This is a genomic window from Mycobacterium sp. (assembly GCF_032159565.1).
Classification (GTDB): Bacteria; Actinomycetota; Actinomycetes; order Mycobacteriales; family Mycobacteriaceae; genus Mycobacterium.
This window is the reverse complement of sequence record NZ_JAVHWR010000184.1, coordinates 78,665-91,282: the sequence shown is the minus strand read 5'-3', so window position 1 is coordinate 91,282 and position 12,618 is coordinate 78,665. Positions and strand designations below refer to the sequence as shown.

13 protein-coding genes are annotated in these 12,618 nt (G+C 65.7%); 10 read left to right on the top strand and 3 right to left on the bottom strand.

The genetic code is table 11. The annotated features are described in order from the left end of the window. Positions 1-8: 8 nt before the first annotated feature. A complete protein-coding gene (locus QOC76_RS24915) occupies positions 9-485 on the bottom strand; it encodes a DUF2834 domain-containing protein (RefSeq protein WP_526361449.1) in 477 nt (158 codons plus the stop codon). A 69-nt stretch (positions 486-554) separates the two neighbouring features. Here QOC76_RS24915 and QOC76_RS24910 point away from each other — a divergent pair, with 69 nt between their 5' ends. From QOC76_RS24910 to QOC76_RS24900, 3 genes are read left to right on the top strand one after another with little or no spacing between them, the layout of a single operon-like run. Continuing rightward, complete coding sequence (locus tag QOC76_RS24910) at positions 555-1,160, top strand: TetR/AcrR family transcriptional regulator (RefSeq protein WP_526361447.1); 606 nt, start codon at positions 555-557, stop codon at positions 1,158-1,160. A 51-nt stretch (positions 1,161-1,211) separates the two neighbouring features. Beyond that, the gene (locus QOC76_RS24905) at positions 1,212-2,798 is read left to right on the top strand and encodes a phytoene desaturase family protein (protein ID WP_526361445.1); all 1,587 of its coding nucleotides are present in this window, start codon (positions 1,212-1,214) and stop codon (positions 2,796-2,798) included. A gap of 42 nt (positions 2,799-2,840) precedes the next feature. After that, positions 2,841-3,821: an NAD-dependent epimerase/dehydratase family protein gene (locus tag QOC76_RS24900; RefSeq protein ID WP_526361443.1), complete on the top strand. Its 981-nt coding sequence runs from the start codon at positions 2,841-2,843 to the stop codon at positions 3,819-3,821. Here QOC76_RS24900 and QOC76_RS24895 read toward each other — a convergent pair whose 3' ends face one another. Beyond that, on the bottom strand, positions 3,822-3,989 hold the full coding sequence (locus tag QOC76_RS24895) for a hypothetical protein (protein ID WP_526361441.1): 168 nt from the start codon (positions 3,987-3,989) through the stop codon (positions 3,822-3,824). A gap of 33 nt (positions 3,990-4,022) precedes the next feature. Further along, positions 4,023-4,376 carry a UBP-type zinc finger domain-containing protein gene (locus tag QOC76_RS24890; protein ID WP_526361439.1) on the bottom strand — a complete coding sequence of 118 codons (354 nt, stop codon included), beginning with the start codon at positions 4,374-4,376 and terminating at the stop codon, positions 4,023-4,025. 341 nt (positions 4,377-4,717) lie between these two features. Here QOC76_RS24890 and QOC76_RS24885 point away from each other — a divergent pair, with 341 nt between their 5' ends. The 7 genes from QOC76_RS24885 to QOC76_RS24855 are packed head-to-tail and all read left to right on the top strand — an operon-like array spanning position 4,718 to position 12,618. Beyond that, positions 4,718-5,482: an MlaE family ABC transporter permease gene (locus QOC76_RS24885; protein ID WP_526361437.1), complete on the top strand. Its 765-nt coding sequence runs from the start codon at positions 4,718-4,720 to the stop codon at positions 5,480-5,482. A gap of 38 nt (positions 5,483-5,520) precedes the next feature. Beyond that, on the top strand, positions 5,521-6,327 hold the full coding sequence (locus QOC76_RS24880; protein ID WP_526361491.1) for an MlaE family ABC transporter permease: 807 nt from the start codon (positions 5,521-5,523) through the stop codon (positions 6,325-6,327). Positions 6,328-6,334: 7 nt separating this feature from the next. Further along, positions 6,335-7,708 (top strand): MCE family protein, encoded by a 1,374-nt coding sequence (locus QOC76_RS24875; RefSeq protein WP_526361435.1) that lies wholly within the window; start codon positions 6,335-6,337, stop codon positions 7,706-7,708. After that, positions 7,705-8,733, top strand: a complete 1,029-nt coding sequence (locus QOC76_RS24870; RefSeq protein WP_526361433.1) for an MCE family protein — start codon at positions 7,705-7,707, stop codon at positions 8,731-8,733. The genes QOC76_RS24875 and QOC76_RS24870 overlap by 4 nt, the downstream gene beginning before the upstream one ends. Beyond that, entirely contained in the window at positions 8,730-10,124 is a 1,395-nt protein-coding gene (locus tag QOC76_RS24865) for an MCE family protein (protein WP_526361431.1), read from the top strand. The genes QOC76_RS24870 and QOC76_RS24865 overlap by 4 nt, the downstream gene beginning before the upstream one ends. After that, complete coding sequence (locus QOC76_RS24860; protein ID WP_526361429.1) at positions 10,121-11,500, top strand: MCE family protein; 1,380 nt, start codon at positions 10,121-10,123, stop codon at positions 11,498-11,500. Before QOC76_RS24865 ends, QOC76_RS24860 begins: the two co-directional genes overlap by 4 nt. Further along, on the top strand, positions 11,497-12,618 hold the full coding sequence (locus QOC76_RS24855) for an MCE family protein (RefSeq protein ID WP_526361427.1): 1,122 nt from the start codon (positions 11,497-11,499) through the stop codon (positions 12,616-12,618). The genes QOC76_RS24860 and QOC76_RS24855 overlap by 4 nt, the downstream gene beginning before the upstream one ends.

Sequence of the window (12,618 nt, the reverse complement as noted above, 5' to 3'; positions counted from 1 at the left end):
GGTAGGCGTCAGGTCACCGATTCGACGGGTGACGCGGCCAGCGTGTGGCGGCGCTGCCGCTCGATGGTCGCCAGATACATCGCCGAGCCGAACGTCGAACTCGTGAACAGGAACAACCCGAAATAGAGCCATGCGTGCTTGAACCCGCGCCTGCGACCGTCGACGACGACCCATACCGCCAGCAGCACGCTCATGATGGTGTAGTCGACGACCTGTGAACTCGACGAAGGGTTCGCGTAGCCCATCGCGATGAACTCTGCCCAGGTGGGCTGGCCCCAGAACGGGTTCTCGGCGTATTGCTGCACGTATTGGATGTTGAAGTACCAGCTGATCGGCAAGGAGAGGATGCCAAGGAACCACAGGAAGATCTCCATCGGGGAGAGCTGCGGTCCGGTTGGGACGCGGCTGAAGACGGCCGGATTCGATCTGACGATGAATGCGATGACCGCGATGCCGAGGATCGCGTGCACGATGAGGGCAACCATTTTTGGAGTCTCTCGACCGATCCAAGTTTTGTCAATATTGACATAACCTTAATAGGGTAATTTACGCCCATGGTCCGACCTGCCCAGACGGCCCGCAGCGAGCGCACGCGCGAGGCGCTGCGGCAGGCTGCGGTGGTTCGGTTCCTCGCCCAGGGCGTCGAGAACACGTCGGCCGAACAGATCGCGGCCGACGCCGGAGTGTCGCTGCGGACCTTCTACCGCCACTTCGCATCGAAGCACGATTTGTTGTTCGCCGACTACGACGCCGGTCTGCACTGGTTCCGGTCGGCGCTTGCGACGCGGTCGCCCGACGAGTCGATCATCGAATCCGTCCAGTCGGCGATTCTGGCCAGACCTTACGACGACTGGGCGGTCGCCAAGATACCGACGTTGCGGGCCCAGGAACTGGACCCGGGCCGTATCGTCCGCCACATCCGACAAGTGGAGACGGAGTTCGCCGCGGTCATCGAGGAGAACCTCGGCGGCGAGAACCCGCCCATGCCCGGAACCGACGACCGGATGCGGATCACCGTCATCTCGCGGTGTATCGCGGCCGCGGTGTTCGGTGCGATGGAGGTCTGGATGCTGGGGGAGGACCGGTCGCTGCCCGAGTTGACGCGGCTGACCCGGGAAGCGCTGCAGACGCTGGACAAGGGGATCGGGGACGCGGTCTAGCCAAGTTTCGTCATTATTGACAAAACTTTGTCCTCGTGTCAGCCTCAGCCGATGGCGGACTATGACGCGATCGTCGTCGGCGCGGGTCACAACGGATTGACCGCGGCAGCACTGCTGCAGAAGGCCGGGATGCGCACGCTGTGCCTCGACTTCAAGCTGTATGCCGGCGGAATGGCCTCCACCGTAGAGCTTTTCGACGGCTTCAAGTTCGAGATCGCAGGCTCGGTGCAGATTCCGACAGCGGCCGTTGTCAGCCGCGAACTCGGCCTGGACTCACTGCCAACGGTCGACCTCGACGTGATGTCGGTGTCGCTGCGGGGAGTCGGCGACGAACCGCTGATCTACTACACCGACCCGATGAAGCTACTGACGCACATCAATGAGGTTCACGGCGCCGAGGCCGTCAATGGGATGGCGGGGCTGATGGCGTGGTGTCAGGCGCCGACGCGGGCGTTGGGGCGGTTCGACGCAGGCCAGCCGCCGAAGACGCTTGACGAGATGTATGCGTGCGCGACAAACGAATTCGAGCGATCGACGATCACCGACCTGTTGTTCAATTCGGTCACCGACGTGATCGACCGCTACCTGCCCGACAAGGACAAGAACGGTGCGCTGCGCGGCATGCTTTCGCTGCTCGCGTGCAACACCACCTATCGCGGCCCGGCGACCCCGGGCACTGCCGCGGCGCTGGCGTACGGCTTCGCCGTGCCGGACGAGAACGCGCTGCTGGTGAAGAAACTGAAGGGCGGCATCGGTTCGCTGACCGCGCACCTTCATGACCTGTTCGTTTCGAACGGCGGCGAACTGCGGCTGCGCAGCAAGGTCGACGAGATCCTGGTCTCCGACGGCCGCGTCGCCGGGATCCGCCTCGAAGACGGCTCGACGATCTCGGCGCCGGTCGTCATCTCCGGTGTCGCGCCCGACCTGACGATCAATGGCCTGGTCGAGTCCGGCGCGGTGCCCGCAGACATCCGGGAGCGCTTTTCGCGATCCGATCACCGCGGCAGCTATCTGCAGATGCACTTCGCATTGGACGGCGTCCCGGAGTTCGCGGCGCCCTACGAGGTGCTCAACGATCCCCGAATGCAGTCCAACATCGGCATCTTCAGCACGCCCGAAGAACTGCAGCAGCAGTGGGAGGATTGCAGGCGCGGCATCGTGCCTGCCGATCCGTCGATCGCCCTGCAGATCCCCTCCGTCAACGACCCGGACCTGGCGCCTGCGGGCAAGCACGCCGCGTCGGCGTTTTCGCTGTGGTTTCCCATCGCGGACGCGAGGAGCAGAGATTCCGTCGAAGAAGGTGAGTCGAGCTACGGCGATATGAAGGTCGAGATGGGGCAGCGGGTGATCGACAAGATCACCAAGCTGGCGCCGAACTTCGAAGACCTGATCATCAGGCACACCACCTTCACGCCCAGGCACATGGGCACGATGTTCGGCGCCCCCGGCGGCGACTACTGCCACGGCCTGATCCACCCCGACCAGATCGGCCCCAATCGCCCAGGCCCGAAAGGCTATATCGATCAGCCGATTCCGATCGAGGGACTGTATCTCGGAAGCGCCGGCTGCCATGGCGGACCCGGCATCACCTTCATTCCCGGATACAACGCCGCCATGCAGGCGCTCGCCGATAACTGAGGCCGGCGTTTCGAGTCCCGTGCAGCGGGGAATCACCCGTCCATGGGATGGACGGTGGCCGTCACGGGGCCCACGGGCGACATCGGCATATCGGCGGTGCACGCGTTGGAGCAGCACCCCGACGTCGAACGCATCGTCGGCATGGCCCGCAGACCGTTCGACCCGGCGGCGCACGGCTGGACCAAGGCCGAATACCGGCAGGGCGACATCCTGGACCGCGACGCCGTCGACGCGCTGGTCGCCGACGCCGACATCGTCGTCCACCTCGCCTTCATCATCATGGGCTCGCGGGACGAGAGCGCCCGGGTCAACTTGGCAGGCACCCGCAACGTGTTCGAGGCGACGGTGGAGTCTGCGCGCGCCAGGCGGTTGGTCTACACGTCGTCGGTCGCCGCCTACGGCTATCACTCCGACAACCCGGTGCCGATCACCGAAGAAGTGCCGCCGCGCGGTTCGCCCGAGCACTACTACTCCGAGCAGAAGGCGGCGTGTGAAGCGGCACTGGCCGACATCACCGCCGACACGCCGTTGGAGGTCTATGTACTTCGGCCGTGCATCGTCGCGGGGCCGAATGCCCCCGCCCTCGCCGAGGCCATGCCGTGGAACCAACTCCCGGCGGTCGTCCGCAGGGTGTCGGAGGCCTTGCCACTGCTGAAGCCGCCGTTCCCCGACCCGGGCACACCGGTTCAGCTGGTGCACCACGACGATGTGGCCTCCGCAATCGCCTTGGCCGCAACGACTTCGGCGCCACCCGGGGCTTACAACCTGGCGGGTGACGGCGTGCTGTCGCTGTCCGATGTCGCCGAAGCGCTCGGCGCCCGGCCGGTGCGGGTACCTCGGGTGGCCGCGAAGGCAGCCTCTGAGGTCATCGCGCGCCTTCCGTTCGTCCCGTCGGCGCTGGAGTGGCTGCATGCCGGGCGCACATCGGTGGTGCTTGACACCGGCAAGGCGAAGTCCCAACTCGGCTGGACGCCCAAATACACGGCGGCCGAGACGTTGTCGGGCTTGGCGGCGGCGCTGTAGTTACTGCGTGTGATCCCCGGTGTCGGCCGGGCCGCTGGGCGTGGCCCCGCCCTCGTCGGACCAGTCGCCGCTCGCGCCCGCGCTCCTGGCGGGGTCGCTCACCACATCGTCGTCGGCGCCCTTGGCGCCCGCGTCGGACTCGGTGGTTTCGGGTTTTTCCTTGTTCACGGCCGCGGGGTACCCCGTGGCCGCCGGTTTCATTCAGTCGCCGCGGCGACGCAACTGCTCCGCCCAGTCGTTGGGCACCCGGCCGCGCGGCCCTGGCACGGTCTCGTCCTTGGGCCGGCAGTCCGGCGCAGCAAGTTCCGGACCGTCGTAGTACTCGTTGGTCTGGTAGTTCCAGAACCAGTCCTCGCCGGGTTCGAACGAGCGGATGATCGGATGACCGGTCGTCCGCCAGTGCGCCGACGCGTGGCGCGCCAAAGAGTCGTCGCAGCAACCGATGTGACCACACGCCGCACACCGCCGCAGGTGAACCCACCAACCGCCGGCCGCGTCGCATTCGGCGCACCCGGTGCCGCTCGGCGGAACGGCGGGGTCGACGTCGGCGCTCATGGATAGTCAGCCTACAGACACGCTGTCGGCCCGCGTCCAACATTAAAGATCAGCACGATTCGATCAGTTTGAGCGAAACCAAATGCATTGGGGCAACCTGCGAATTCCGCTAATTGACGGGCGGGTTTGGGCGATAGCCCTCGTTGACAGCTAATACCGTCCCACTTACTGTCCGCGCCAGCCCGGCGATTAGGGAAAGGCGATCGCGATTTCACTCCGGGAACCCGCCAGCCAAGGCAGTGCTGCCGCAGCTCCTGCCCGCCCGAAGCCGTGCCCCGTCGACGGCTTCTGTCTGAAGTAGGTACTTCGATGCAGCATGTGCGTTGGCGGAGCCGTCGACCATGAATGGGATTGCCTGGTCCAGGCCCGCCTTCGCCATGGGCGACTTCGTCGTACTGGCCGGCGAGACGTTCGCCGCCGCGTTCCGTCGGCCGTTCGCCTTGCGCGAGTTGCTCGATCAGATCTGGTTCGTGGCCAGGGTGTCGATCGTCCCCACGCTTGTGCTCTCCATTCCCTACACGGTCCTCATCGTCTTCACGCTCAACATCGTGCTGATCGAAGTGGGCGCGGGTGACCTGTCCGGTGCCGGTGCGGCGCTGGCCTCGGTGACTCAGGTGGGCCCCGTGGTCACCGCGATCGTCGTCTCCGGCGCGGGCGCCACCGCGATGTGCGCCGACCTCGGGGCCCGCACCATCCGGGAAGAGATCGACGCGATGGAGGTCATCGGGGTCAACCCGGTCCAGGCTCTCGTCGTGCCTCGGGTGATAGCGGCGACTTTCGTTGCGCTGATGCTCTATTCGGTCGTCGCGGTGGTGGGCCTCTTCGGAAGCTACTTCTTCGTGGTCTTCGTTCAGCACGTCACACCGGGCGCGTTCGTCGCAGGGATGACGCTGCTGACCGGGCTGCCGCAGGTGGTCGTCTCGCTCGTGAAGGCGCTGCTGTTCGGGCTCTCGGCCGGGCTGATCGCCTGCTACAAGGGTCTGCACGTCGGCGGCGGCCCGACGGCGGTGGGCACCGCCGTCAACGAAACCGTCGTCTTCGCATTCATGGCACTGTTTCTGATCAACATTCTGGCCACCGCGTTCGGGGTCAAGGTGGCACCGTGACCTCAGAGGTGGACGACTCGTCGCGCGTCGACCAAGCGGTGGGAAAGGCGGTCCGCCGCATCCGCACCCTCGGGGAGCAGACGGCCTTCTACGGGCAGGCGTTGTGGAACACCGCCGACGCCGTCCGGCGCTATCCGACAATGGTGCTGCGCCAGATCGCGGGCATGGGGATGGGGACCGGGGCGCTGGCAGTCATCGGCGGCACGGTCGTAATCATCGGGTTCCTCACGCTGTCCACCGGTGCCCTGATCGCCGTGCAGGGTTACAACACCCTGTCGAACGTCGGTATCGAAGCCCTCACCGGCTTTCTCGGGGCCTTTCTCAACGTCCGGTTCATCGCACCGGCGACCGCGGGCGTGGCACTGGCCGCGACCATCGGCGCCGGTGCCACTGCCCAGATCGGCGCGATGCGCATCAATGAGGAAATCGATGCGCTGGAGGTGATGGGCATTCGGGTGATCACCTACCTTGCCTCCACCCGCATCGTGGCCGGCGTGGTGGCGGTCATCCCGATCTACACCGTCGCGGTGTTGATGTCGTTTCTGGCGACCCGATTTGGCACCACGATCATCTATGGGCAGTCGCGGGGGGTCTACGACCACTATTTCGACACGTTCCTGCAGCCGACGGACCTGTTGTGGTCCTTCACCGAGGCGTTGGCGATGGCCGCCGCGGTGATGGCCATCCACACCTACTACGGCTACACCGTGACCGGTGGGCCCGCCGGCGTCGGCGAGGCCGTCGGCCGCGCGGTACGGCTGTCGATCACCGCCGGCGTCTTCATTTTGTTGACCATCACGCTGTCCGTCTACGGACAGTCCGGCAACTTCCACCTTTCGGGATGACGGGCCGATGACCAACTCAACCCGTCGCGAAAAGATCGATCCCATCTGGTGGGCGCCGGTCTTGCTGATCGTCGTCGCCGCCGTCAGCACACTCACCGCCATGTTGTTCTCCGGCACGCTGCACGACTACGAACCGCTGACCCTTGTTTCGGACAGGTCGGGTCTGGTGATGGAGGACGGCGCGAAGGTCAAACTGCGTGGAGTCCAGGTCGGCGAGGTCACCAACATCGGTGCCGAGACCGGCGCGGCGGGCGACGTGTCGAAACTGACGCTGAAAATCGACCCCGAGCCGTTCAAGTACCTGCCGAGCAATCTGGAAGCGGAGATCAAGTCGAGCACCGCGTTCGGCGCCAAGTACGTCGACCTCATCGTGCCCGCGGCCGGCGCCAGCCCCGATCGGCTCAAGCCGGGGTCGGTGGTGCGCTCCCGCAATGTGACCGTCGAAGTCAACACCGTGTTCCAGAGCCTGCAGGGCGTAGTCCAGTCCATCGACCCGGCCAAGCTGAACTCGATCCTCTCGGCGGTGGCCGAAGCGGTGCGCGGCAAGGGCGATGCGATCGGGCAGGCGATCACCGATTCGAACAACGTGCTGTCCGCCGTCAATCCGCGGATGGAAACCGTCCGGCAGGACTGGCAGCTGTTCGGCCGGACGGCAGAGGCGTACTCGGATGCCGCGCAGGACATCGTGTCGATCCTCGAATCGTTCTCGACGACGAGCACCACCATCAGCAACAACGCGCAGGCGCTGGACACCTTGTTGTTGTCGGCGGTCGGCTTCTCCGACGCGGGCATCAACACGATCGGCGCGAACGAGCCGAACCTGGTGCGCGCCATGAATATCCTCGACCCGACGACCCAGTTGCTGATGAAGTACTCGCCCAGCTACACCTGCCTGTTTCAGGGCGCTCAGTGGTTCCTGGAGCACGGTGGCCGAGATGCCATCGGCGGCAACGGGAAGTCCGTGATCATGGACGCCGCGTTGCTGATGGGCGACGACCCGTACCGCTATCCGGACAACCTGCCGATCGTCAACGCGACCGGCGGTCCAGGCGGCAAGCCGAGTTGCGGCTCGCTACCCGACCCGCTGGCGAACTTCCCGGTGAAGTACCTCGTCACCGACACCGGGTTCGGCACCGGCCTCGATCTTCGGCCCAATCCGGGCATCGGGTTCCCCGGCATCGCCAACTATTTCCCGGTCACCAAGGCCAATCCGGAACCACCGAGGATTCGTTATCCCGGTGGCCCGGCGCCCGGACCGTTGCCGCCGTATCCGGGAGCACCGCCTTACGGCGCACCGGAATACGGTCCGGACGGCACACCGCTCTATCCGCCTCCGCCGGGCGCGCCGGCGCCCGAACCGCCTAGCGAGGGTCAGCCATGAGAGGTTTCAGCGCCCGCGCGCTCGCGCGGGTGGGACTGTTCACGGCGGTGTGCCTGATCTTCACGTTCATCCTGCTGACGGTGTTCGGGCAGTTCCGATTCGACGACACCTTCACCTACAACGCGGTGTTCACCAACGTCTCGGGGCTCAAGGGCGGCAACTTCGTCCGTATCGCCGGTGTGGAGGTCGGCAAGGTCAAAAGCATGACCTTGCACAAGGACGGCACCGTCACCGTCGAATTCGCCGTCGACCGGAACCTGATCCTGACCGAGGGCACAAAGGCGGCGGTGCGCTACGAGAACCTGATCGGCGACCGTTATCTGTCTCTGGAAGACGGACCAGGCTCGGTGCGCAAACTTCAACCGGGACAGACAATTCCGCTGACACGCACGTCCCCCGCCCTCGACATCGACGCACTGGTCGGCGGGTTCCGGCCGCTGTTCCGTGCGCTGGACCCAGACCAGGTCAACGCGTTGTCCGGCGAATTGTTGAGGGTTTTCCAGGGCCAAGGGGGCACCATAGCGTCTGTCCTGTCCCAAACCTCGGCACTGACAACGACATTGGCGGGACGCGATCAGCTCATCGGCGAGGTCATCACGAACCTCAACACGGTTCTGGGCACCTTCGCCAAACGCGACGGTCAGTTCTCCGAAGGCCTGGACAAACTGTCCGACCTCGTCTCGGGCCTGTCGGACCGCCGCAGTGACATCGCGACGGGCACGGCATACATCAACGCCGCGGCGGCCTCGGTCACCGACCTGTTGACAGAAGCACGGCAACCCATCAAGGAGTTCGTCAACCAGACAGACCGGGTCTCCGGCCAGATCATGGCTGATCACGACTACGTCGACGACCTGGTGAAGACCCTGCCCGACGCCTACCAGGTATTGGCCCGCAACGGACTGTACGGCGACTACTTCGGCTTCTATCTCTGCGACGCCGTGCTGAAGGTCAACGGTAAGGGCGGCCAGCCGGTGTACGTCAAACTCGCCGGCCAGGACACGGGACGGTGCACGCCGAAATGACGCGCCTGAAGTTCAAGCGGCCCGACATCAAGCCGCTCGCCGAGCGCAACAGGTTCGTCGTCGGCGTCGTCGGGATCGCCGTGCTCGTCGCCGCGGTCGTCGCGGCCTTCTCCTACGACAAGATCCCGTTCGTCAAGGGCACTTCCGACTACTCCGCCTACTTCGCCGAAGCGGGCGGCATCAAGTCCGGCAGCGATGTGCGGGTATCGGGCCTGTCGGTGGGCAAGGTGTCGGAGGTGAAGCTGGACGGCACGAAGGTGTTGGTGGACTTCACCGTTCGCGACGGCGTCGAACTCGGCGACCGCACCGAGGCCGCGATCAAGGCCGAAACGGTGCTCGGCACCAAGATGCTCGAAATCACGCCGCGGGGCGACGGCGAACTCAACGGTACGATCCCCCTCGAGCGGACCAAGTCGCCCTACGACCTGCCGACGGCACTGGGTGATCTGACCACGACCATCAGCGGTCTGGACACCACGCAGTTGTCGTCGTCGCTGTCCACCCTGGCGGACACGTTCTCTGACACTCCACCCGAGCTGAAGATCGCGCTCGAGGGGGTGGCACGGTTCTCCGACACCCTCAACAACCGGGATGCCCAGTTGCGCAATCTCTTGGCCGATGCCAACAAGGTGACCGCAGTGCTGGGCAAGCGCAGTGATCAGATCGCCAAGCTCGTCGTCAACGCGGACGCTCTATTGTCAGAGATCCTCTCGCAGCGGGACTCGGTCGACGCGCTGATGAACAATCTCACGTCGGTCGCCCATCAGATCTCCGGGCTGGTGGCCGACAACCGAACGCAACTGAAGTCCGCTCTGGAGAAGCTCAACGGGGTGCTGGAGATCCTGGACAACCGAAAGAAGGAACTGCAGCGCACGCTGTATCTCCTTCGGCGCTATGCGATGTCGTTCGGCGAGGTGCTCGGTGCCGGACCGTTCTTCAAGGCGTCGCTGGTGAACCTCGCTCCGGGGCAGTTCGCCCAGCCCTTCATCGACGCCGCGTTCTCCGACCTGGGTCTGGACCCCAACACGATGCTGCCGTCACAACTCGTCGACCCGGGCGTCGGTCAGCCCGGCACGCCTGCCTTGCCGGTGCCCTTCCCGCGCACCGGCCAGGGCGGCGACCCCCACCTGAACCTGCCGGACGCGATCACCGGCAACCCGGGCGATCAGGGGTGCGGTCCGCCCGGCTTGCCGCTGCCCGGCCCCACCGGCTGCTACCCGTACCGCGAGCCCCTGCCCGCGCCACCGCCGGGCGGGCCGCCGCCGGGACCGCCCGCGTCGGGGCCCGCGCCGGGTGAGCTGCCTGCGCCGACCATTCCGCCGCCGAATCCGGCGGCGGTCCTCGGCGGGCCGCCGACGAATCCTGCGGATGCCGGAGGAGGGCAGCGGTGAGCACGCGAATTCTCCGGATCGCCACGGCCGCAAGCCTCGTCGTCACTCTCCTGGTCGCCGTCACGGTGGTGGCGACCCCGTGGTGGAAGAAGGCCGGCTTGGACTTCTACTCCGCATACTTCGCCAACGCCAACGGTCTCTACACCGGCGACGAGGTCCGCATCATCGGCGTCGCGGTCGGCACGGTGGAGGAAATCGACCCGCAGCCTGACCGCACCAAGGTCACCTTCTCGGTCGACAAGCAATATTCGGTGCCTGCCGACGCCAAGGCCGCGATCTTGTCGCCGTCGCTGGTCACCGCTCGTGCAATCCAGCTCGTACCGGTGTACTCCGGCGGGCCGAAACTCGCTGCGGGCGCCACCATTCCGCAGGATCGCACCGCGGTCCCGATCGAGTGGGACGACTTCCGGCAGCAGTTGGAAAAGCTGACCGACTCACTTCAGCCGACGACACCCGGCGGACCGAGTGCGGTTGGCGCATTCGTCAACACCGCAGCAGACAACCTGCGCGGCAACGGTGACACCGCGCGCGACACGGTCATCAAGCTGTCGCAGGCGGTTTCGGCGCTCGGTGACCACAGCACAGACATCTTCAGCACGGTTCGAAACCTGCAGCTGCTTGTGTCCGCACTGTCCTCCAGCAGCGACCTACTCGCCGCGTTCAACACCAACCTCGCCGATGTGACCACGGCGTTGTCCAATTCGCCCGATGAGATAGCCGACGCCACCAAGGGTCTCGACGGTGCGGTGAACGACCTGCGCGGCTTTGTCGCCGACAATCGGGAGGGTCTCGGCGTCACCGTCGACCACCTGAATGCGGTCACCACCGCGCTGAACGACAGCCGGGGCGACGTCAAGCAGGTCCTGCACATCACCCCGACGGTGTTTCAGAACTTCATGAACATCTACCAACCCGCGCAGAGCGCCGTCACCGGCATCCTGGCGCCGGTCAACTTCGCCAACACTGTTCAGTTCATCTGCAGCGCAATCCAGGCCGCATCGCGCAGAGGTTTCGAGCAGTCGGCGAAGCTGTGCGTGCAATACCTCGCACCGATCATCAAGAACCGCCAGTACAACTTCCCGCCGTTGGGCGTCAACCCGTTCGTGGGTGCGTCGGCACGACCGAACGAGATCACCTACAGCGAGGACCGGCTCAACCCGCACCTGCCACCGGCCGCGCCGGCGGATGGTCCGGCGCCGCTGACCGCCGATGCGGGACCGCTGCCCGCCGAAGCGCCGCTGCTGGGTGGTCCGCCGCCCGAAGCGAGTCCGACCGACGCCGGCCAAGGGCTGCAAGGCCTGATGGTCGCGCCGGCGAGCCAGACCGCGGCCGCCCAGCAAGCCGCAGCACCGCCGCCGTCGGACGGCACACCGTGAAGCGGGTGTTGGCCGCGGCGCTGGCCGTCGTGTGTTTGTCGGCGATCCCCGGTTGTGAATGGCGCGGCCTGAACTCGCTGACGCTGCCGGGAACCGAAGGCAGCGGCGACGGTTCGTACACCATCACGGCGCAGCTACCGGACGTGGTGACGATCCAGCAGAACACCCGGGTGCGGGTCGCCGACGTCAACGTCGGCAACGTCACCAAGATCGAAGTGCAGGACTGGCACGCGCTGGTGACGATGCGCATCGACGGCGGTGTCCGGCTACCGGCCAACAGCACCGCCAAGGTCGGGACGACGAGCCTGCTGGGCGGTATGCACATCGAATTGGCACCCCCGGCCAACGAGGCGCCACAGGGAGAGCTCAAGAACGGTTCGGTGATCCCGCTCTCCTCGGCCAGCACCTATCCGACCACCGAGCAGACGCTGGCATCGGTGTCGATCCTGCTGAACGGCGGCGGACTGGGCCAGCTGCAGGAGATCAACCAGGCCTTCGCCAAGGCGATGCAGGGCCGGGAAGCCGACCTCCGCAGCCTGCTGACCCAACTGGATGCCTTCATCGCGCAGCTGAACAGCCAGACCGACGACATCATCACGGCCACTGAGAATCTCAACTCATTGGTCGGTCAGGTCGCGGCGAACGACAAGACCGTCGACAGGGCGCTCACGACCGTCCCGCAGGCGCTGGCCGTGCTGGCGGACTCACGGCAGAAGATCGCGAACGCCGTCGACGCACTGGGCAAGTTCAGCGCGATCGCCATCGACACCGTCAACCAGACCAAGGAATCGTTCGTGGCGAACCTGCGCCACATGGCGCCGGTGTTGCGGGAATTGGCCAACGCCGGACCCGCGCTCACCAAGGGGCTGGACTTCCTGTCCACCTACCCATGGGTCAAGAGCACCGTCCCCAACTGGTTCCGCGGGGACTTCGCGAACATCACCCTCGTCATCGACCTCACCCTCAGTAGGTTGGACGCCGGGCTGTTCACCGGAACGCGATGGGAAGGCAACCTCACCGAACTCGAGATGCAGTGGGGGCGCACCATCGGCCAGATGCCCAGCCCGTACACCGGAGGCAACCCGCTGATCGCCCCCTACCGGTGGGGAGCCTACTGA